At 59.2% G+C, this 20,973-nt stretch carries 17 protein-coding genes and 1 riboswitch; of the genes, 8 read left to right on the forward strand and 9 right to left on the reverse strand.

The window, feature by feature from the left end:
* Positions 1-225 precede the first annotated feature (225 nt).
* From cpdA to AC1DSG_RS01520, 3 genes are all read right to left on the reverse strand, one after another.
* Positions 226-1,041, reverse strand: a complete 816-nt coding sequence (gene cpdA / locus AC1DSG_RS01510) for a 3',5'-cyclic-AMP phosphodiesterase (RefSeq protein ID WP_477789261.1) — start codon at positions 1,039-1,041, stop codon at positions 226-228.
* Between the two features lie 146 nt (positions 1,042-1,187).
* The gene (locus AC1DSG_RS01515) at positions 1,188-1,640 is read right to left on the reverse strand and encodes a DUF1249 domain-containing protein (protein WP_452624688.1); all 453 of its coding nucleotides are present in this window, start codon (positions 1,638-1,640) and stop codon (positions 1,188-1,190) included.
* Positions 1,631-2,248: an NUDIX domain-containing protein gene (locus AC1DSG_RS01520; protein ID WP_007946986.1), complete on the reverse strand. Its 618-nt coding sequence runs from the start codon at positions 2,246-2,248 to the stop codon at positions 1,631-1,633. The genes AC1DSG_RS01515 and AC1DSG_RS01520 overlap by 10 nt, the downstream gene beginning before the upstream one ends.
* Positions 2,249-2,476: 228 nt before the next feature.
* Between AC1DSG_RS01520 and AC1DSG_RS01525 the strand changes: the two genes are divergently transcribed.
* A complete protein-coding gene (locus AC1DSG_RS01525) occupies positions 2,477-3,223 on the forward strand; it encodes an RsiV family protein (protein WP_477789262.1) in 747 nt (248 codons plus the stop codon).
* On the opposite strand, the gene cytX is transcribed toward AC1DSG_RS01525, so the two are convergent.
* A complete protein-coding gene (gene cytX / locus AC1DSG_RS01530; RefSeq protein WP_477789263.1) occupies positions 3,192-4,472 on the reverse strand; it encodes a putative hydroxymethylpyrimidine transporter CytX in 1,281 nt (426 codons plus the stop codon). The genes AC1DSG_RS01525 and cytX overlap by 32 nt on opposite strands.
* A gap of 104 nt (positions 4,473-4,576) precedes the next feature.
* Entirely contained in the window at positions 4,577-6,466 is a 1,890-nt protein-coding gene (thiC, locus tag AC1DSG_RS01535) for a phosphomethylpyrimidine synthase ThiC (RefSeq protein WP_477789264.1), read from the reverse strand.
* A 168-nt stretch (positions 6,467-6,634) separates the two neighbouring features.
* Positions 6,635-6,740: riboswitch (TPP riboswitch) on the reverse strand.
* A gap of 193 nt (positions 6,741-6,933) precedes the next feature.
* Between thiC and AC1DSG_RS01540 the strand changes: the two genes are divergently transcribed.
* The gene (locus AC1DSG_RS01540; protein WP_477789265.1) at positions 6,934-8,370 is read left to right on the forward strand and encodes a TolC family outer membrane protein; all 1,437 of its coding nucleotides are present in this window, start codon (positions 6,934-6,936) and stop codon (positions 8,368-8,370) included.
* Between the two features lie 44 nt (positions 8,371-8,414).
* Here the strand turns inward: AC1DSG_RS01540 and waaA are convergent, their stop codons facing one another.
* Together waaA and AC1DSG_RS01550 are read right to left on the reverse strand one after the other, a co-directional pair.
* Entirely contained in the window at positions 8,415-9,692 is a 1,278-nt protein-coding gene (gene waaA, locus AC1DSG_RS01545) for a lipid IV(A) 3-deoxy-D-manno-octulosonic acid transferase (protein ID WP_477789266.1), read from the reverse strand.
* Between the two features lie 11 nt (positions 9,693-9,703).
* Positions 9,704-10,600: a LysR family transcriptional regulator gene (locus tag AC1DSG_RS01550; protein ID WP_477789267.1), complete on the reverse strand. Its 897-nt coding sequence runs from the start codon at positions 10,598-10,600 to the stop codon at positions 9,704-9,706.
* A 103-nt stretch (positions 10,601-10,703) separates the two neighbouring features.
* Between AC1DSG_RS01550 and AC1DSG_RS01555 the strand changes: the two genes are divergently transcribed.
* From AC1DSG_RS01555 to AC1DSG_RS01570, 4 genes are all read left to right on the forward strand, one after another.
* Positions 10,704-11,036, forward strand: a complete 333-nt coding sequence (locus AC1DSG_RS01555) for a DMT family transporter (protein ID WP_015093202.1) — start codon at positions 10,704-10,706, stop codon at positions 11,034-11,036.
* A gap of 197 nt (positions 11,037-11,233) precedes the next feature.
* Entirely contained in the window at positions 11,234-12,409 is a 1,176-nt protein-coding gene (locus AC1DSG_RS01560; RefSeq protein ID WP_477789268.1) for an NAD(P)/FAD-dependent oxidoreductase, read from the forward strand.
* Positions 12,406-13,218 carry an aldo/keto reductase gene (locus AC1DSG_RS01565; RefSeq protein WP_477789269.1) on the forward strand — a complete coding sequence of 271 codons (813 nt, stop codon included), beginning with the start codon at positions 12,406-12,408 and terminating at the stop codon, positions 13,216-13,218. The genes AC1DSG_RS01560 and AC1DSG_RS01565 overlap by 4 nt, the downstream gene beginning before the upstream one ends.
* A 32-nt stretch (positions 13,219-13,250) precedes the next feature.
* Positions 13,251-14,219 carry a metal ABC transporter ATPase gene (locus AC1DSG_RS01570; protein WP_477789270.1) on the forward strand — a complete coding sequence of 323 codons (969 nt, stop codon included), beginning with the start codon at positions 13,251-13,253 and terminating at the stop codon, positions 14,217-14,219.
* A 119-nt stretch (positions 14,220-14,338) separates the two neighbouring features.
* On the opposite strand, the gene hldE is transcribed toward AC1DSG_RS01570, so the two are convergent.
* Together hldE and msbA are read right to left on the reverse strand one after the other, a co-directional pair.
* On the reverse strand, positions 14,339-15,763 hold the full coding sequence (gene hldE / locus AC1DSG_RS01575) for a bifunctional D-glycero-beta-D-manno-heptose-7-phosphate kinase/D-glycero-beta-D-manno-heptose 1-phosphate adenylyltransferase HldE (protein WP_477789271.1): 1,425 nt from the start codon (positions 15,761-15,763) through the stop codon (positions 14,339-14,341).
* Positions 15,764-15,937: 174 nt separating this feature from the next.
* Positions 15,938-17,740 (reverse strand): lipid A export permease/ATP-binding protein MsbA, encoded by a 1,803-nt coding sequence (gene msbA, locus AC1DSG_RS01580; RefSeq protein WP_477789272.1) that lies wholly within the window; start codon positions 17,738-17,740, stop codon positions 15,938-15,940.
* Positions 17,741-17,895: 155 nt separating this feature from the next.
* Here msbA and AC1DSG_RS01585 point away from each other — a divergent pair, with 155 nt between their 5' ends.
* Complete coding sequence (locus AC1DSG_RS01585; RefSeq protein WP_477789273.1) at positions 17,896-19,758, forward strand: O-antigen ligase family protein; 1,863 nt, start codon at positions 17,896-17,898, stop codon at positions 19,756-19,758.
* On the forward strand, positions 19,758-20,972 hold the full coding sequence (locus tag AC1DSG_RS01590; RefSeq protein ID WP_477789274.1) for an acyltransferase family protein: 1,215 nt from the start codon (positions 19,758-19,760) through the stop codon (positions 20,970-20,972). The genes AC1DSG_RS01585 and AC1DSG_RS01590 overlap by 1 nt, the downstream gene beginning before the upstream one ends.
* Position 20,973 lies beyond the last annotated feature (1 nt).

Below are 20,973 nucleotides of genomic sequence, written 5' to 3' on the forward strand. Positions count from 1 at the left end.
GGCAGATGCTGTGTATTTAAACCCAGAGCGCCCTGAAATTAAGAGCGCAACGGGCTAGCAACTGTAAGACAAGGCGACAGGTACCTTGACACGTACCGCGTTTGAAAAAAAGTGAGTCGCCGTAAGGGCGAAACCGCCAGCGGCCGTTACCGCAGAAATGGATATGTACCCGCAAGCAAGAACCTGGTCGGCTGTCAGGCCGCCAAGATAAAGATCAAAAAACCATCAGTAACCGTTCGAACCGTAATCAACCTGAAAATCGAACCCGGAGACACGTTCGACACCCGTTTCGAGCTGGCCATCAGGCAGGAGCCGCAACCAGCGATACCCCGGCGCCTGCTCCCCCACCATGAAATCATCACTCCCCGGCTCAAACTGAATACAGGTCGAAGGAGAGGCAATCAGGCGCACACCCTTGCGCAGCTGATCAATCTCCTGATGCACATGCCCCCATAAAACCGCCCGCACCTGCGGAAAACGATCAAGCACCGCAAACAGCGCCTCAGGGTTGCGCAACCCGATCGGCTCCATCCAGGCACAGCCAATCGACACCGGATGATGGTGAAAACACACCAGATGATGCCGCTCCGGTGCCTCACTCAGTGACCGAGCCAACAACTGCAATTGCTCATCCTGCAAATACCCCGGCACCGAACCCGGCACGGCGGAATCGAGCAACGTGACCCGCCAGTTACCGACATCCACCACCGGCTCCAGCAAAGCGCTCTGCACCGCTGCCTCGGCCATGATCTGTGGCTCATCGTGATTGCCCGGAATCCAGCGCGCCGGCGCATCGAGCAGACGGGTCAGCTCGCGGAACTGCTGGTAGGACTCCAGCGTCCCGTCCTGAGACAGGTCGCCACTGGCGATGACCAAGTCGATGTGCGGCTGCTGAAGCTGCACCAATTCAATGACTTTTTGCAGGCTGTCCCGGGTGTTCATGCCCAGCAACGTCCCGTCCGCGTCGGCGAACAGATGACTGTCGGAGAGTTGCACCAGCAACGCCGGATCGGCGGTGGTCAATGTGGATACGCTCGGCAAGGCGTTCTCCCAGGACTGGATCACGGGTGAGGATGGATACCGCAATTATGCTGGGGGACGCTCAAAAGGGGAAATCCGTGAACCAGACACAGTTCACACCCGGCGCCCTATCTCCCAAATATGCTCATTTAGGGGAGATAGGACGCTCAACGCACAACGGCGTACTCGTGCCCGCAGGCCAGGCAATGGCTAAGCCATTCACCCAGAAACATATTCAGCTGGGCCTTTTCGTCCGGCTGGTGCATCGACGCGTTCGGGTAAGGATAGATGCCGCGAAAACGCCGTGCATGTTCGGCGCTGACGACTTCGGCCATGCAGGCGTCGTGATAGACCTGCACTTCCAGCTGCGGTATCGGCAGCCAGGGCAGGCTGTGCTCCTGGCGCACTTGCAGGGTCGTGGTGTAAGGACAGACTTGCAACACTTCCAGCGCCAGCACGCCTAGCATCTGTTCGCCGTGGGTGACGGCAATGCGCCGCGCCGCCGGCTCGTCACGCATGTCTGGCAGCAGTCGCATCAAGCGCGCGTAGTTCGCCTCGCAGGAAGCTTGCAGCCCCACAAGGTCCACCCTATAACGATCGCGCAGCTTGTTTACGACCATAACCCCCTCACTTCAGCGCGGTTTAAAGCTAACCATTGCAAGGCAATGATGCTGGCCGCGTTGGCAATTCGTCCATCACGTACGGCTTGCAAGGCATCTTCGAACGCCCAGACCGTGACGCGGATATCTTCAGCTTCTTCCTCCAGCCCATGCAGGCCGCCAACCCCGTTCGTGTCGCAACGCCCCAGAAACAGGTGCACAAATTCATTGCTGCCGCCCGGCGACGGAAAATATTTGATCATCGGCCAGAGCGCCCCGAACACAAGCCCAGCTTCCTCCTGCCCTTCGCGGTGAGCAACTTCTTCCGGCACTTCTTCCTTGTCGATCAGACCAGCGACCAGCTCGATCAGCCAAGGGTTGTCGGTCTTGCCCATGGCACCGACACGAAATTGCTCGATCAGCACCACTTCGTCGCGTTGCGGGTCGTAAGGCAGCACGCACACCGCATCGTGACGAACGAACACTTCACGATTGATCTCGCGACTCATACCACCGGCGAACAGTTCGTGGCGCAAGTGCACACGGTCGAGCTTATAAAAGCCCTCGTAGCACTTTTCGCGCCGAACGATATCAACGGCGGTCGGAATGGCGTTGGCGAAATCAGTCATGACAATCCTCTTTACTGCAAATCCATTACAAGGCTCCTTTTTGTTACTTGCAGCCTCGACTTCGCGCCATCCTAACGCGCCTGCGACATTTGATGCAGCCCCTTTCCCTTCAGCGGGATAGACGGTGAGGGCGAAACCAATTCTAATTAGCTTAGTGGCGAACTGACTGCTTCGTTGATAGTCGAAGCGGATAACTTTTTGCCTTTCCCAGTTTTGCAAAGGACGCCCATGTCGCTTCTTAAAATTGCCTCCGTGGCCGCTATCGCCCTGACGCTGGGCGCCTGCCAAAGCCTGTTTCAGCCCAGCTACCGGGCGCCGCTGGAAACCAGCCGCGACGCCACCGAAACCCTGAAACCGGGTTGCAGCACATCCGAATGCCCGCTGGTAAACATCGATACGATACGCTTCCCCGCCGAGCCGCAACTTGACGCCATCGTCGAAAAACGCCTGCTGCAATTGACCCGCACCTCACCGGACGCCCCAGTGGCACCCACACTGACGGCCTATCGTGACGAATTTTTGCGCACGGCCGCTCCGCGCTCCAGCAGTTACCTGCAAGCCAAAGTACGCGAGCAGCATGACGGCTTGGTGATTGTCGAATTTTCCAGCTACCTGGACACCGGCGGCGCTCATGGCACACCGGGTCGCGGCTTTATCAACTATTCACGCCAGCAACACAAAGTCCTGACGCTGTTGGACATGTTGATTCCAGGCCAGGAAGAAGCATTCTGGAAGGCAGCGAAAGTCGCGCACAACAACTGGTTGATCAGCACCAAGCTCGCTCAGGAACCGGAGTTCGTGAAGAGCTGGCCGTTCCAGAAAACCCAGAACGTGGCGCTGACCTACGGCGGGGTGATCCTCAAGTACGAAACCAGCACCATCGCGCCTTACGCGCTGGGCCATATCGAACTGAAGATCCCTTACCCGCGCCTGAACGGCATCCTCAAGCCCGAGCTGTTTCCCGGCCGTAGCTGAAGGCCCGACCCAGCACCAGCTGCAGCAGCCCTGCCAGAATCAACGATGGCAGGGTTGCGCCGATGTCCGGATACAGATTGGCCAGCAAATGATAAGTGCTCACCCCGCCCAACCAGGCGAGCAACGCCGGCCAGCGCAACGCGGCTGACGCCACTTGAGCCGAACGTTTGCGCAAGATGAAGTGATCCACCAGCACCACGCCGAACAGCGGCGCAAACACCGAACCGATCAACAGCAGGAAGTTCTGGTACTGGGCCAGCGGCGCCAGGCACGCGATCAGTGTGCAGATCACGCCGATGGTCAGCGCCAGATGCTCGACTTTCAAGCGCAACAAAATCCCGCTGGAAACGGCGGCCGAGTGAATATCGGCGAAGGCGTTTTCCGACTCGTCCAACAAAATCAGCAGCAGCGGAATGCCCAAGCCGGCACCGGCCAGTGCCAACAGCAAGGCATTCACTTCACCGCTCGGCGCGAATGCCAGGGTGTAGGCCACGCCCAGGCTCATCAGCCAGAAGTTACCGATAAAGAAACCGATGGCCGTACCACCGAAGACGTTTTTCGCACGCTTGCCGAAACGCGAATAGTCGGCGATCAGCGGCAGCCACGACAGCGGCATCGCGATGGCAATGTCAAAACCCACGGCAAACGGCATCGAGCCATCACCGGCCTGCGCCCACAACGCGGCCAGATCGGCTTTGGCAAACAGGTTCCATGTCAGCCAGATGCACGCGCCCAGCAACAGCCAGATGCCCCACTTGCGCAGGATTTGCCGCACGAATGTCAACGGACCGCTGACGGCCAGCAAGGTCGCCAACGCGCCGAAGAACAAGGTCCAGAGCAGCGGATTCGACAGCAGGCTGCCTTCGCTGAAGGCCCGCGCACCCAACAGGCTGGCGGCGTCACGCATGACGATGATTTCGAACGAGCCCCAACCGATCAGTTGCAGAAGGTTCAGCACGGCCGGCAGACTCGCGCCACGTTTGCCGAGGCTGAGTTTGAGTGCGGCCATCGACGACAGGCCGGTGTCGCTGCCAATCACACCGACGGCGGCCAGCAGCAAAACGCCGACCAGGGTGCCGAGGAAGATCGCCAGCAACGAACCGGACAGGCCCAGTCCCGGCGCGAGCAGTGCGCCGGTCTGCAGCACCATCAAGCCGATGCCGAGGGAGAACCACAGGGAAAACAGATCGCGCCCGCCGAAGACGCGCCTATCGGCGGGTACGGCTGTGCCAGGGGAATAGGTGTTCAAGTCAGATATCTCAAGGGAAACATGGGTTACAAGCTTCAAGCGGCAAGCTTCAAGAAAAAGCAGATCCAGCCTTTGCTTCTAACTTGCCGCTTGCAGCTTGCAGCTTAAATCTTTTTATAAAGCTGACTGCCTTCCTGCTTGAACCGTTCAGCCTGTTCCGCCAATCCCTGGGCGACCTCGGCATCCACGGTTTCGATCCGCTGGTTGGCCGCGTATTCACGGACTTCCTGAGTGATCTTCATCGAGCAGAATTTCGGTCCGCACATAGAGCAGAAGTGCGCGACCTTGGCCGAGTCCTTCGGCAGGGTTTCATCGTGATACGAACGGGCGGTGTCCGGATCCAGACCAAGGTTGAACTGGTCTTCCCAACGGAATTCAAAACGCGCCTTGCTCAAGGCATTGTCGCGAATCTGTGCGCCAGGATGCCCTTTGGCCAGATCGGCGGCATGCGCGGCGATCTTGTAGGTGATGATCCCGGTCTTCACGTCATCCTTGTTCGGCAGGCCCAAGTGTTCCTTCGGCGTCACGTAGCAGAGCATGGCGCAACCGAACCAGCCGATCATCGCCGCACCGATACCGGAGGTGATGTGGTCGTAACCCGGTGCGATGTCGGTGGTCAGCGGGCCGAGGGTGTAGAACGGCGCTTCGTCACAGCATTCCAGCTGCTTGTCCATGTTCTCTTTGATCAACTGCATCGGCACATGACCCGGGCCTTCGATCATGCACTGCACGTCGTGTTTCCAGGCGATCTTGGTCAGCTCGCCGAGGGTTTCCAGCTCGCCGAATTGTGCGGCGTCGTTGGCGTCGGCAATCGATCCCGGACGCAGGCCATCGCCCAGCGAGAAGCTGACGTCGTAGGCCTTCATGATTTCGCAGATGTCTTCGAAATGGGTGTAGAGGAAGTTTTCCTTGTGATGCGCCAGGCACCACTTGGCCATGATCGAACCGCCACGGGAAACGATACCGGTCACGCGTTTGGCGGTCAGCGGTACGTAGCGCAGCAACACGCCGGCGTGGATGGTGAAGTAGTCGACGCCCTGCTCGGCCTGCTCGATCAGCGTGTCGCGGAACAGCTCCCAGGTCAGGTCTTCGGCAGCGCCACCGACTTTTTCCAGGGCCTGATAAATTGGCACGGTACCGATTGGCACCGGCGAGTTACGGATGATCCACTCGCGGGTTTCGTGAATGTGTTTGCCGGTGGACAAGTCCATGACCGTGTCCGAACCCCAGCGAATGCCCCAGGTCAGCTTCGCCACTTCTTCTTCGATGGACGAACCCAGCGCGCTGTTGCCGATGTTGCCGTTGATCTTCACCAGGAAGTTACGGCCGATGATCATCGGTTCCAGTTCGGTGTGGTTAATATTCGCCGGAATGATCGCGCGACCACGGGCGATCTCGTCACGGACGAATTCGGGGGTGATGATTTTCGGCACGCTGGCGCCGAAGCTGTGACCGGCGTGTTGCTGGTCCACCAGGCCGGCGGCGCGGGCCACTTCCAGCTTCATGTTTTCGCGGATGGCAACGTATTCCATTTCGGCAGTGATGATGCCTTTGCGGGCGTAGTGCATCTGGCTGACGTTAGCCCCGGCCTTGGCGCGGCGCGGATTGTTGACGTGGGCGAAGCGCAGCTTGGTCAATTCGGCATCAGCGAGGCGTTCCTGACCGAAGTTCGAACTCAAGCCTGGCAAACGCTCGGTGTCGCCACGGGACTCGATCCACGCTGAACGTACATCGGCCAGGCCTTTGCGCACGTCGATGATGACATTGGGGTCGGTGTACGGGCCCGAGGTGTCGTACACAACTACTGGCGCATTGATCTMGCCGCCGAAATCGGTCGGGGTCACGTCCAGGCTGATTTCGCGCATAGGCACGAGGATGTCGGGACGCGAGCCCTGAACATAGATTTTTTGCGAGCGGGTAAACGGCTGAACCGACTGTTGATCGACTTGGGCCGAATCACTCAGGTTCATCGTATTTTTTGGTTTTATCGTCATCACGGGCTCTCCAGACAGCATCCAGGCAGTGGAATTTTGTCGGAGCGAACCTGTAACGAATGGACGCAGCCAATCAGCCATAACAATGCTGTTGGTGCTGTGCTCAGTGCTCGAGGGGTGTTCGATTGTCGAACAACATCCCGGACGAAGCACAAGAGGACTCGCCGGGTGACGAGAAATCTTGTTCCCTACGCAGGCGCTAACCTGATCAGGTTCAACGGGATCCGAAATTATTCGATCTCAGCCTCATAGCAAGGCACCCCGACAAGAACCCGGCCAGTCTAGACACAACTGGCAGAGAACGCCAATACCGCTGCAAACACCATGATGAATGGCGCATTCCGGATTGTTCCCGCCCTCTTGCACAACTACACTCGCTACGCCGAGCCACGCATTGACGTGGTACGTGCCGCGCTTTAGCCTTGGCGCTCAAATTATTCGTGTAATATTTCTTCTAGGGAACGCCTATGCTGCGCAAACTCTCACTGGCCATTGCCGTGTCTTGTGCGTCCAATGGAATGGCCTGGGCAGCAGAAGCGCCCGTATCAAACAAGAACGATCTGGTCAGTGTCTACCAGGAAGCAAAGGCCAACAACGCCGACCTCGCGGCGGCCATCGCTCAATACGGYGCACAGAAAGAAGTCGTGCCCCAGGCCCGTGCCGGCCTGCTGCCCAATCTTTCGGGCGGTGGCGAACTGGCTAATGTGCGCACCTCGATCGATCAGCCTTCGTCGACGACCAATCGCGCTGCAAATTCCTATCAGGCCACCCTGGCGCAGCCACTGTTCCGCGCCGATCGCTGGTTCCAGTTCCAGGCCGCCAAGGACGTCAACGAACAGGCTGCCCTGCAACTCTCGGCCACCGAGCAAAACCTGATCCTGCAGACCGCTGAAAATTACTTCAACGTGCTGCGCACCCAGGACAACCTGGCGTCGACCAAGGCCGAAGAAGCGGCGTTCAAACGCCAGCTCGACCAGTCCAACGAACGTTTCGATGTCGGCCTGTCGGATAAAACCGACGTGCTCAACTCACAAGCCAGCTACGACACCGCACGCGCCAACCGAATCGTTGCGCAGCGTCAGGTCGATGATGCGTTTGAAGCACTGATCACCCTGACCAACCGTCAGTACAATTCGATTTGGGGCGTCACCCATAGTCTGCCGATCTTGCCCCCGTCTCCGAATGACGCCAAAGCCTGGGTCGATACGGCGGCCAGACAGAACCTGAATTTGCTGGCCAGCAACTACGCGGTCAGTGCCGCGGAAGAAACCCTCAAGCAGCGCAAGGCCGGTCATTTACCGACGGTCGACGCTGTGGCGAAATACGAAAAAGGTGACAACGACGCACTGGGCTTCAGCAACCCGAACTTTGGTCAAGCGTACAGTGGAAACGTCGAGCAAACGACCCTGGCTCTGCAACTGAACATCCCGATCTACAGCGGTGGCCTGACCACCTCTCAGGTGCGTCAGTCGTATGCCCAGCTGGACCAGACCGAGCAGCAACGCGAAGCGCTGCGTCGGCAGATCGTGGAAAGCACCCGCAATCTGCACCGCGCAGTGAACACTGACGTTGATCAGGTTTCGGCGCGCAAGCAGTCGATCATCTCCAACCAGAGCGCGGTGGAAGCGACCGAAATCGGTTATCAGGTGGGGACGCGCAACATCGTCGACGTACTGGATGCGCAGCGTTCGCTGTACACCTCGGTGCGTGACTACAACAACACCCGCTACGACTACATCCTCGACAACCTGCGCTTGAAACAGCAGGCCGGGACACTGAGCCCGGGAGATCTGGAAGACCTGAAGCGTTACCTCAAGGCCGACTACAATCCCGACAAGGACTTCCTGCCACCGGGTCTGGCGAAGGCGGCTGAGGAGCAATTAAAAGCAAGACCTCCGCAGTAACAGGTCATCACTGTGGTGAGGGGCTAACCCTCTCACCCCATTTATTAGCGATCGATCAACCGCCCCAGCCCATCCAACAACCGCTGCAACGCCCCTTGATTGGTGCGCATCACCTTAAGCCCCGCTTCTGCCATCTGCTGCGCATCGCGCGGCAACTCGAACAGCCGTTGCACCGCCAGCGCCAGGCCTTCGGCATCCTCCACTTCCTGCAACGCCCCGGCACTGCGCAATTGCGCGGCGATTTCGAGGAAGTTGAACAGGTGCGGGCCACTCAGGACGGGCTTGGCCAGCGCGGCCGGTTCCAGCAGGTTATGCCCGCCGTTCGGCACCAGGCTGCCCCCCACAAAAGCGCTGTCAGCCAAGGCGTAGAGAAACAGCAACTCGCCCATGGTGTCACCCACCAGCACCGACGTAGCTGAGTTCACCGGTTCGCCCGTGGAACGACGCAGCGTGGCAAAACCCTGCTGCTGACACAGTTCGAACACCGCGTTGAAACGCTCCGGATGGCGCGGCACCAGAATCAGCAACGCATCGGGATGGTTGGCCAACAACTGACGATGGGCCGCGAGCACCACTTCGTCTTCGCCTTCATGGGTACTGGCGGCGATCCACACCGGCCGATCGAGCGCCTGCCACTGAGTGCGCAGTTCCACGGCCCGTTGCAGCAGTTGCGGGTCGATGGTCAAGTCAAACTTGATCGAGCCGGTGACCTCTACGGTTTCAGGACGCGCACCCAACGCTTGGAAGCGCTGGGCTTCGGCTTCGGTCTGTACCGCAAACAGGCTCATCTCGGCGAGCATCGGCTGGGTCAGTTTGCGGAAACGGCCATACCCCTTGGCCGAACGTTCGGACAGCCGCGCATTGGCCAGTGCCACGGGAATCCCGCGTTTGGCACATTGGTGAATATGGTTGGGCCAGAGTTCGGTCTCCATGATCACCGCCAGGGTTGGCCGGACCCGATCAAGGAAGCGCGCAGCGGCGCAGGGCAAATCGTAGGGCAAATAGCAGTGCTGGATGCGCGGCTCATTGGCGAACAATGCCTGGATGCGCTCCGAGCCGGTCGGGGTCATGCAGGTCACGGTAATCGGCAACTGGGGATATCGTTGCAGCAAGGCGCGAATCATCGGCGCGGCGGCAATGCTTTCGCCCACCGACACCGCGTGCACCCAGATACCGCCCGGTTTCATCACCGGCAGTCCAAGGGAGAAACGCTCGCCAATGCGCTTGGCATACGCCGGCGCCTTTCGCGCCCGCAGCCACAGCCGAATCGCTACCAGTGGCAGCCCCAAGTAAAACAGCGCGGTATAGAGAGTTCTATTCATGGCGGCGGAGTTTATCGGCTTTTCTCGCCGATCGCCTGCAAGTGCACGGCAAAACGTTCCGCCAGCCAACGAGCCGCCGGGCCCAGCGGTTCATCACGACGCCATACCAGCTCCACCACCAGCGCCGGCGGGGTCCATTCGCTGACCAGTTCAACCATCAAGTCCTGATACGCCGGGTATTGCACCACATGCCGTGGCAACCAGGCCCAACCGAGGCCGCGCACCAACCATTCGGCCATTACGTAGAAACTGTCGGCGCGCCAGACTTGCGGGCTGGCCGGTTCGCTGCCGGGATAGACGCTGGACTGTGTCGACATCAGTAACTGCCGATGCTGCGCCAGAGCCTGACAATCGACTTGTGCCTGTTTCGCCAGTGGATGCCCGACGCCACACACCGTGACCATCTCGACGCTCCCCACCACTCGCCGCTCAAGAGCTTCGGGGATCTGGTCGTGATAAAACAGCAACCCCAGATCGGCGCGGCGCTCCACCAGTTTGCGCGCCACATCGCCCTGGGCGGCACTGGTCAGTTGCACTTCGAGGCTGGGAAATTTTTCGGCCAGGGCTTCGAAGCTTTCGATGATCGGCTGATAGGGCATGGCCTCATCCTGCGCCACACGCAGACGCGCCTCCTGGCCGCGCATCATGGCCAGCGCGCGGCCATTGAGGCGCTCGCACTGCCGCAACACTTCCCGCGCCTCTTCGAGCAAGGCATTGCCGGCCTCAGTGAGTTTCGGCTGACGGCCGCTGCTGCGATCAAACAGGCTGACGCCCAAGTCTGCTTCCAACAGCGCAATCGAACTGCTGACCGCGGACTGCGCCTTGCGCTGATTGCGCGCCACGGCAGAAAAAGAACGCTGCTCCGCTACGCTGACAAACAACCGCAGTTGCTCAAGATCCCATTGCATAGACCAACCCATCTTCATGGCAGATAGGTAATGACTTTACCGCATCTGAAGAGCCTCTAAAATGCCGATCTCAGAAAGCAACACTTCACACGAGGATGCCCCCATGACCGCTTACTATTACCTGGCCATCGCCATCTGCGCCGAAGTGATCGCGACCGTTTCAATGAAAGCCGTCAAAGGCTTCAGCACGCCCCTGCCCTTGGTTCTGGTGATAGTCGGCTACGGCATCGCCTTCTGGATGCTGACCCTGGTAGTGCGCAGCGTTCCAGTAGGTGTCGCTTACGCGGTGTGGGCCGGCATGGGCATTGTGATGGTCAGCGTCGCAGCGCTGTTTATCTACGGGCAGAAGCTGGATGTGCCGGCGATGCTGGGGATGGCGTTGATTGTGCTGGGCGTCGTAGTGATCCAGCTCTTCTCCAAAACCGCAGGCCACTAAAGCCTGAAACACAATCCACCGTAGGAGCGAGCTTGCTCGCGAAGAGGCCGTATCAGCCGACATCGATATTGCCAGACACACCGTGTTCGCAAGCAGGCTCACTCCCACAGGTTTCCATCCATCCAGTTGATCCCCATCAATCCCCTTTTCTTCGAGTCTGTATACTGCGCCCTCGTCTAGAACACTGAGGTCGCCGCATGCCATCCGTTATTTCCACCGACGTTCTGATTGTCGGCGCTGGTGTCGCCGGCCTCTGGCTGAATGCGCGCCTGCGCCGCCAGGGTTTTTCGACCGTGCTGGTGGAAAGTGCCAGCCTCGGCGGCGGGCAGAGTGTGAAGTCCCAGGGCATCATCCACGGTGGCGCCAAGTACGCATTGCATGGCGCCCTGACCGGGGCGTCGGAAGCGATTGCCGACATGCCGCGCCGCTGGCGTGAGGCGCTCGCGGGCGATGGCGAGCTGGACCTGTCCGGCGTGCGCTTGTTGTCCGAAGCCCACTACCTCTGGTCCCCCGGCACGCTCGCCGGCAACCTCACCAGCTTCTTCGCCAGCAAGGCCGTGCGCGGCCGTGTCGATCAGGTCAAGGGCGAGCAACTGCCACCGGCCCTGCAAGACAAACGCTTCAAGGGCAAGGTCTATCGCCTGGCGGAATTGGTGGTCGATGTGCCAAGCCTGATCCAGCGCCTGGCCGACTTGGCGGGTGATGGCCTGCTCGCCGGGCAGAAGATTGAACCGTTGCTGGAAGGTGGCGTACTGGTCGGCCTGAAGGTCGACGAACGCGAGATTCGTGCCCAGCGCATAGTCCTGAGCGCCGGTGCCGGCACGGCGGCGTTGCTGGAAGCGCTGGGGCTGAGCCAGCCCGCCATGCAGCGCCGGCCGTTGCACATGATCATCGCCAAAGGCCCGGGCCTTAAACCGATGTACGCCCATTGCCTGGGGGGCGGCACCAAACCGCGCCTGACCGTGACCACTCACCCGGCGGCCGATGGCCAATGGGTCTGGTACATGGGGGGCGATATCGCCGAAGCCGACGGCGTTGCCCGAGAACCCGCCGAGCAAATCGCCACCGCCAAGCAAGAAGTCGAACAGTTGCTGCCATGGATCGATCTGAGCACCGCGCAATGGGCCACATTGCGCGTGGATCGCGCCGAGCCGCTGCAATCGGGACTTATCCGCCCCGACAACGCCTTTGTGGCCGAGCAGGGTCGGCTGCTGGTCGGCTGGCCGACCAAACTGGCACTCGCGCCGGACTTCGCCGACCGGGTCATCGCCAACCTGACGCGTGACGGCATCCAGCCGGGCCAGACCACGCCACTGCCTCCGCTGCCAAAACCACCGATGGGCGTGCCCGCCTGGGATCAACTGCTGCCATGAGCCAACCGACCCTGCACGATCTGCATCGCCCGCTGGGCAGCACAGGCCTTCTGGTTTCGCCGCTGGGCCTGGGCACGGTCAAACTCGGCCGCGACCAGGGTGTGAAGTATCCCAACGGCTTCCAGATTCCCGGCGACGACGATGCGCGCCGGCTGCTCAAACTCGCCCGCGACATGGGCATCAACCTGATCGACACCGCACCGGCCTATGGCCGCAGTGAAGAACGCCTCGGCCCACTGTTACGCGGCCAACGTCAGGACTGGGTGATTGTCAGCAAGGTTGGCGAAGAGTTTACCGACGGCCAGTCGAGCCATGACTTCAGCGCCGCCCACACTCGGCTGTCTGTGGAACGCAGCCTGCAACGTCTGGAAACGGATTTTATCGATCTGGTGCTGGTGCACTCCGACGGCAACGACCTGGCGATCCTCAATGACAGCGAGGTCTACACGACCCTCGCCATGCTCAAGGCTGAAGGTAAGATTCGCGGCTTCGGTTTTTCCGGCAAAACCGTCGAGGGCGGCTTGAAGGCTCTGGAGCAAGGTGATTGCGCGATGGTCACCTACAATCTGAACGAGCCGAACGAGAAGCCTGTCATTGACTATGCTGCTGCTCACGGCAAAGCCATTCTGGTCAAAAAAGCCCTCGCCAGCGGTCATGTGTGCCTGAGTCCAGGCGTGGACCCGGTGCGCGCCAGTTTCGAGTTGTTGTTTGAACATCCCGGTGTTGCCAGTGCTATTGTCGGGACCATCAATCCGCTGCACCTCGCCCATAACGTTGCGACCGTTGCCCAGGTCCTGCGTAGAAACTGATGCCGCCCACGCGGCCTTAAGCAGGAGCCGACATGCCGCGTACGCTCATAAGAAAGAACCCGAGCAACTTCAAGACCCTGCCGTTGTATGTCGAAGCGACTCCCGAAGGCTTGTGCTATCAGAGCGTCGGGATGCCGCTCAATTTCTCCCAAACCCTGCAACGTCGCCGCCTTGTGACGGTGACCAACACCGAGCGGTTTGCGCTGGAACTGGCCAATCTCGGCGTCTCGGTGCGCTTGACCTTGCATTGGCAGAATCGCGATTACTGGGTGCTGGTGCGTCAGCGTCGCCAAGACCGTGGCGACGTAGTGCTCAAGTTGATCTCCGGCTACGTACCGGCCCATGAACTGAACCTGCCGCTGCACACCGCGATCCAGGAAATTGCCGAAGAATGCCTGCTGGAAACCCCGGAAGGCTGGCTCGGCGGGCGCTTCAACGACACGTGGCTGCCAGCGCCCTATGCCAGTGCCCTGCATTACCGCGAGGCACTGCCGTTTCGCCTGACGCCGTTTTCCGGTTCGGCGCGGCCGGTGCGCTGCGCCAACCTGCAGTTGATCGAACGGCCGCGGGCTTACGTGCATTTGCCCACCGCGTCGTTGCAATTGATCTATGACTTGCGCCTGGACGTGCCTAAAGAAGCCAAATCCCTGAGTCTGTTTCATGTCGATGAGCGATTGGAAGGCGATCAATTGGTGGCCCGGCTCGACCGCAAACGCCCGGACTTGTACCTGATGCCATTACAGGACGGTCAGCCGATGGCCGAGCTCTATACGCTGAAAAAAGATCAGCTGTACCCGGCGAGTACTCGTGGCTTGTTTCTGGCGGAGAGCTTTGCCCGGCAGGAAGGCTGGGTGGTGCGTGATGAGCGAATTCGCTGGAAGGACTGGGTACGCCAGCAGGGGTTGAGCCCACCGGGGAAGGACTCCGGTCTGGCGCGGTTACGCGGGAAGGCAAAGCAGTTACTAAAGAAGATCGTGCCGCGCAAGGCGGCACGCCCCTGATTGCCTGATCGTTCCCACGCTCCGCGTGGGGATGCAGCCCGGGACGCTCTGCGTCCCAAAGCGGACGCAGAGCGTCCATTGAGGCATTTCCCACGCAGAGCGTGGGAACGATCAACGTCTCACTCGGACTTGCGGATTTTTTCGACGATTGCCGTGGTCGAGCTGTTGGCCACCAGCCCCAGCACCTTCACCGTCCCACCGTAAGCCGTCACGATGTCTGCGCCGACCACCTGGTCAATCCCATAATCGCCACCCTTGACCAACACGTCCGGCTTGACCGCTTGCAGCAGGTTTTCCGGAGTGCCTTCAGGGAAGCTGATCACCCAATCCACTGCACCCAATCCGGCCAATACCGCCATGCGACGGTCGACGCTGTTGATTGGACGACCCGGCCCTTTCAGGCGGCTGACCGAGGCATCGTCGTTGACTGCAACGATCAGACGATCGCCCTGGGCCCGTGCCTGCTCAAGGTAAGTCACGTGGCCGGCATGCAGAATGTCGAAGCAGCCGTTGGTGAAGACGATTTTTTCTTTGTGCGCACGCGCATCGTCGACCGCCAGCAATAGCTGCTCAAGTCCCAACACACCGCGCTCCGACCCTTCTGCACGCTGGATGGCACGACGCAGTTCCGGCGCGCTGATCGCCGCCGTACCGAGTTTGCCGACCACGATGCCCGCCGCCAGATTGGCCAGGGCCACCGCGTGCGGCAATTCTTCGCCAGCGGCAATCGCGGCTGCCAAGGTAGAAATCACGGTATCGCCGGCACCGGTCACGTCGAACACTTCTCGGGCGCGGGCCGGCAAGTGCAGCGCAGGATGATCAGGGCGCAGCAAGGTCATGCCGTGTTCACCACGGGTCACCAGCAACGCGCCGAGGTCCAGGTCGTGCATCAGCTGCGCGCCTTTGCTCACCAGCTCGTGCTCATCGGCGCAACCACCGACGATGGTTTCGAACTCGCTGAGGTTCGGGGTGATTACGCTGGCACCACGGTAGATCGAGAAATCCTTGCCCTTGGGATCCGCCAGCACCGGAATGCCACGGGCACGGGCAGCCTGGATCAGCACCTGATGGTTTTTCAGGGCGCCTTTGCCGTAGTCGGACAGCACCAGCACCTTGATGCCCTCTAGCAACTCGTCGACTTGCTCGCCAAGCGCCAACGCATCGGTGGCGAAGGGTTCTTCAAAGTCGATACGCAGCAGTTGCTGGTGACGACTCATGACCCGCAGCTTGACGATGGTCGGCTGGTGCGCAATGCGCTGGAATAGCGCTCGAACGCCAGCACCCTTGAGGCTATTGGCCAGGCTGTCGGCAGCTTCGTCGTCACCGGTCACGCCGACCAGCGAGGCCGGGGCACCGAGCGCGGCAATGTTCAACGCAACGTTGGCGGCACCGCCCGGGCGGTCCTCGATTTGCTCGACCTTGACCACCGGTACCGGCGCCTCAGGGGAAATCCGTGAGGTACCACCATGCCAGTAACGGTCGAGCATGACATCGCCGACCACCAAGACAGGGGCTTGATCGAATCGCGGCATGGACAACTTCATGGAGCAACCCACATACAAAATGAACAGGGGCGCGATATTACCACAGGGTTGGCATGGCCTTGCGCATGGCATGATCGAGGTCGTCAAAAGCCAAAAAAAAGCAGCCTGGTCGAGTTCAAGAACCTCAGGCTGCGATTTTTTCAGGCTGTCATTAAAACTGACGGATGCCGAGGGTCAGGCGATGTCTTCAGCCGGGGCGTCGAGGCCCATGGCGTTCAGGCGGGCGTAGTAACCGTTCTGCGCCAGAAGCTCGGAATGGGTGCCGCGCTCGACAATCCGGCCCTGATCCATCACAAGGATCAGGTCAGCCTTTTCGATGGTCGACAGACGGTGAGCGATTACCAGCGTGGTCCGGCCTTTCATCACTTGGTCCAGCGCCGCCTGAATGTGGCGCTCCGATTCAGTGTCGAGCGCCGAAGTAGCTTCGTCGAGGATCAGCAACGGTGCGTTTTTCAACAGGGCCCGTGCAATGGCCAGGCGCTGACGCTGACCGCCGGACAGCAGCACGCCGTTCTCGCCGACCTGGGTGTCCAGGCCTTCGGGTAACTGCGCGATGAAATCCATTGCATAGGCATCTTTCGCGGCTCTTTCGATCGCGTCTCGGGGTGCGCCAGCCAGGTCGCCATAAGCAATATTATTGGCCACTGTGTCACTGAACAACGTCACATGCTGGGTTACCTGGGCGATGTGCTTGCGCAGGTTCAGCAGTTTGTACTGCTCCACTTCAACACCATCGATCAGGATCTCGCCCTTGTCGTGGTGGTAGAAGCGTGGAATCAGGTTGGCCAGGGTCGACTTGCCGCTGCCTGACCGTCCAACCAGCGCCACCATTTGCCCGGGCTCGGCCGAGAAACTGATGTCATTGAGGACCAGGCGATCAGTGTCCGGGTAGGTGAAGCTCAGATTGCGCACGTCCAGGCGACCGCTGACGGCATCGCGCTCAATGGTGCCGGTATCGACTTCAGGCTCGACGTCCAGCTGCTCGAAAATACTCTCGGCCCCCGCCACACCTTTCTGGATGGTCGAGCTGACTTCGGACAATTGGCGGATCGGCTTGGGTAACAGGCCGGCCAGGGTGATGTAGGCAACCATGTCACCGGCCGACGCGTCGCCACGCAGGAACAGTACCAGGAACATCAACACTGCCATGGCGCTGTAGATCACCAGTTGCAGTAAAGGCGTGTAAATGGCACCGGTGCGCGTCATGCGCAACTGTTTGTCGGTGTTGCCCTGACTGGCCGCGAAGAAGCGCTTCTCTTCGTAAACCTCACCGCCAAAGCTGCGTACCACGCGATATCCCTGGATGGTTTCCGACGCCACGTGGGTCACGTCCCCCATGGCCACCTGGATTTTCTTGCTCTGCTTGCGAAATTTCTTGCTCGCGGTACGCACCATGATGGCGATCAGCGGCAGGATGGCGATCATGACCAGCGTCAGCCGCCAGTTCATATACAGCAGCGAGGCAAACAGGAAGATCACCGTCATGCCTTCACGGATTACGACCTTGATCGCATCTGTGGCCGCCCCGGTGACCATCGTCACGTTGAAGGTGATACGCGAAATCAGATGACCCGAGTTATGCTTGTCGAAATAGCGATTGGGCAAAACCAGCAGATTATTGAACAACTGCACTCGCAGGTCATGGACGAGCCCGAGGGAAACCTTGGCGAGAAAGTAATTGCCCAGATATGATCCCAGCCCCTGCCACGCGGCGATCAAAATGATCAGCAACGGTACAGCCTGCAACAGTTGCAGGTCGCGCAGGTAAGGCACCGTGGGGAAAAGCACTGCCTCAGGATTGGACAGGCCATCGACAAAGTATTTGAGGATGTATCCAAGCATCGGCTGGGTCGAAGCGAAAATCAAAAAGCCGACAATGCTGATCAGAAACAGACTGATGTACGGCCGGACATAGCCGAGCAGGCGGAAGTAGATTTTCAAGCTCGATGGGCTTGCGGAGAGACTGGAGTCGGCCATATCACGCGTTTGTCGATAAAAAGGACGCTGACTTTAGCACAGCTTCTTCAGGGTTCTGGCAATCGCCTAAAGGCTGTTATTGTTAGGCATGGAATAAAGCATCAAATAGCCATCACCCCGAAATGGCCGATCAACTCAGGATTGAATCTCTCAGCATGCAACTCAGCGGTTTCAATAGTGCGTCAAATCGAGTTTTCGATTTTATTTGCCTCTGGATTCTTCCAGCTGGCTATCTCTTGCTTCTTTGCGCACTGTTCTTCTTGCCGGGCCGAAGTCTGCACCACAAACTTTTTTATGGCCTGTTCAGCATTCCGACGCTGATTGCCCTGTGTCTGCGTCCCCGCGAACTCAAGGAATTGTGCCGCGAGCCGATTTTCATTGCCGTGGCGGTGTTCGCGGCCTGGGCGCTGGCGAGTTTGTTCTGGGCACCCGGAAAGGATAGCTTCTTCAGCCAATTCAAAACACCGCTGCATCTTCTGATGCTGTTCTCTGGCTGCTACTTGCTGGTGCGCTATCGCAGCGAAATCATTCACCCCCTGCTGTTCGCCGCGGCATTGGTCGGACTGGTCGGCACTGCCCACAGCCTGTTCATGTTCGCCCGCGTGTACGAACCGGGTATGCGCATGATCGGTGGCGGTGCGTTCGACAACCCGCTACTGAGCTCACATATGTATGGCTTTTACGCCGCCTACTGGCTGAGCATGAGCATGATCTGCAAGCGCCGCCAGATGCTCTGGCTGAGTCTACCGGCGATGGCAATCATGTTCACCGCTGTGATCGCCACCGGCTCCAGAACGCCTCTGGTTGCACTGACATTGGCAGCGCTCTGGCTGGGTTTCATTTGCTGGAACCGTCGCTCCGTCATATTGCTGGGCGCGCTGGCTGCCAGCGGAGCCACGATTTATGTGCTGTTTGCGCAAACGATCATTGAACGAGGCGACTCTTACCGCTTCGAAATCTGGCAGCTGGCCCTCAAGCAAATAGCCGATCATCCATGGATCGGTCATGGGTATAGCGCCAATCTGGCCATCGACCCCGGTGTCGGCGTCAACTTTCAGGAACCCCACAGCTTTGTCCTGGGTGTGCTCTATTACGTAGGAGTATTTGGTCTGCTGCCTTGGTTGTTTTTCCAGGCCTGGAGTTTGTTGAGCAGTTGGCGCAATCGTGTGCAACCACTGTTTATCATCGCCTCGACCTGGCTGATTTTCGGCATCGGCGCAGGCTTGACCGAGGGGGGCGGCATCATCTCTCGGCCCAAGGAGCACTGGTTTCTGCTGTGGATTCCGCTGGCACTGATCGTCGCGCTTTGCATTAATCAACGCGCCAGACGCTTGTTGGCGATGCCCATCAAGACGCTGACGCCAACGGCCCTGCACCAATTGACCGCCAATGCGCAGGTGATCGAAGAAGATGGCCTGGGTCCCAAAGTCTTGCGCCTGCTCGATGGCAGCTTCCTCAAGCTGTTCCGACGCCGTCGCTGGTACACCTCGGGCAGTTTCAACCCCTACTCCGAACGCTTTGCCGTCAACAGCGAGCAACTGCGCAGCATGGGGTTCCCGACCCCGCCTACTCTTGACCTTTATCGCCTCGCAGACGGCAGCAGCGCCGTGCACTATTCGCCCCTGCCCGGCAATACCCTGCGCCAGGTCCTGCAAGGCATAACCGCACCTGCGGTACGCCAGGCACTGGTGGAGCGATTCGGCAAGTTCATGGCTCAACTGCATGAACAAGGCGTCTATTTCCGCTCGCTGCACCTGGGTAATGTCCTGGTGCTTGAAGATGGCGAGTTCGGCTTGATCGATGTGGCCGACCTGCGCATTTACCCTTCTTCGTTGAGCCTGGCCCTGCGTCAGCGCAACCTGCGTCATATGCAGCGTTACACCGTAGACAAGCGCTGGCTGTTCCAGGAACACTTTGAAGCACTGCTTCATGGCTATGCCATGACGGCATCGAAGTCCGCTGTTGATAACCTGCACAGACTAGTGCTGTCCGGGAGTTCCCCGGTCAAGGTTCATTGATGAGTGAAACCAACCCTCTGATTGCTCTAGTAGCTTATCTGTTGGCCATTGTGACCGCAGCCCTGCTGTTACGCGCCGTACCGAAAATCGCCCGTCAAATCGAACATTCCAGTGAAAGCCGTTATGCCAGTATCGACGGGTTACGCGGTTATCTGGCGTTCGGCGTGTTTGTGCACCACTCGATCATTACCTTGATCTTCCTGCGCACGGGTGTGTTTGATTTTCCGCCGAGCAATTTCTACTCACAACTCGGCCAAGGCAGTGTCGCGCTGTTTTTCATGATCACCGCTTTCCTGTTTTGGAATCGACTACTCACCCAGGGACATCAACACGACTGGCTGGCTTTTGCGGTATCGCGGCTGTTTCGCCTGTATCCGTTGTACTTGCCGCTGATGCTGATCGTGTTTGTCACGGTGTTCTACCTGCAGAACTGGGAACTCAAGGACTCCGGGATCGACTTCGCCGGCCAGATCCTGGCCTGGCTGACCTTCGACCGTCCGGACGTCAATCAGTACCACCAGACCGGTGTACTGATCTCCAACGTCACCTGGACCCTGGGCTACGAGGTGTTTTTCTATCTGGCACTGCCCCTCGCCGCCATGGTGTTTATCTACCGAGGCAGCTGGAAGCAAACGGTGATGTGCCTGATCGGCATTTACGGCTTGTATGAAGTGGTCGGCATGGAGCACTCGCTGAAAAAACACTTTCTGGCTAGCTTTCTCGGCGGCATCGGCGCTGCGTATTGGGTTCGCAGACCGCAACTGGTGTCCTGGGGTCAGACTCGAATGGCGGGGATTATCGCGCTGCTGGCATTGGCAATTGCCTTCACGGCATTCAACCGTGCTTTCAGCCTGATGCCATTGTTGCTCATGTCGTTGTTTTTCGTGATTGTGGCGTCCGGAAACACCCTGTTCGGCGCGCTGAAACCACGCAGCATCCGCTGGCTCGGCGAAATCAGCTACAGCACCTATTTGCTGCACGGCTTTGTGCTGTGGGTGTTGATCCAGCGCCTGCCGCTGATGCTTCATCTAGACGCTCGTGACATCTGGACCTTTCTGCCGCTACTGGTCCTGTGCAGCTGCCTGCTGATTATTATCAGCAGCCTGACGTTCCTGTACATCGAGAAACCGGGCATAACGGCCGGCAAGAAGGTCTTGCTGTGGCTGCGCCAAGGCAAAAAAGCCAACAAGAGTCTGACAGAGAACGCTAGCTGAA

The sequence above is a fragment of the Pseudomonas sp. P5_A12 genome, from assembly GCF_056400685.1.

Coding starts and splice junctions, on each gene's coding strand:
- AC1DSG_RS01515 (WP_452624688.1), bottom strand. CDS start 1,640: ATGGTCGTAAACAAGCTGCGCGATCGTTATAGGGTGGACCTTGTGGGG.
- AC1DSG_RS01520 (WP_007946986.1), bottom strand. CDS start 2,248: ATGACTGATTTCGCCAACGCCATTCCGACCGCCGTTGATATCGTTCGG.
- AC1DSG_RS01525 (WP_477789262.1), top strand. CDS start 2,477: ATGTCGCTTCTTAAAATTGCCTCCGTGGCCGCTATCGCCCTGACGCTG.
- waaA (WP_477789266.1), bottom strand. CDS start 9,692: ATGAATAGAACTCTCTATACCGCGCTGTTTTACTTGGGGCTGCCACTG.
- AC1DSG_RS01550 (WP_477789267.1), bottom strand. CDS start 10,600: ATGCAATGGGATCTTGAGCAACTGCGGTTGTTTGTCAGCGTAGCGGAG.
- AC1DSG_RS01555 (WP_015093202.1), top strand. CDS start 10,704: ATGACCGCTTACTATTACCTGGCCATCGCCATCTGCGCCGAAGTGATC.
- AC1DSG_RS01560 (WP_477789268.1), top strand. CDS start 11,234: ATGCCATCCGTTATTTCCACCGACGTTCTGATTGTCGGCGCTGGTGTC.
- AC1DSG_RS01565 (WP_477789269.1), top strand. CDS start 12,406: ATGAGCCAACCGACCCTGCACGATCTGCATCGCCCGCTGGGCAGCACA.
- AC1DSG_RS01570 (WP_477789270.1), top strand. CDS start 13,251: ATGCCGCGTACGCTCATAAGAAAGAACCCGAGCAACTTCAAGACCCTG.
- hldE (WP_477789271.1), bottom strand. CDS start 15,763: ATGAAGTTGTCCATGCCGCGATTCGATCAAGCCCCTGTCTTGGTGGTC.
- msbA (WP_477789272.1), bottom strand. CDS start 17,740: ATGGCCGACTCCAGTCTCTCCGCAAGCCCATCGAGCTTGAAAATCTAC.
- AC1DSG_RS01585 (WP_477789273.1), top strand. CDS start 17,896: ATGCAACTCAGCGGTTTCAATAGTGCGTCAAATCGAGTTTTCGATTTT.
- AC1DSG_RS01590 (WP_477789274.1), top strand. CDS start 19,758: ATGAGTGAAACCAACCCTCTGATTGCTCTAGTAGCTTATCTGTTGGCC.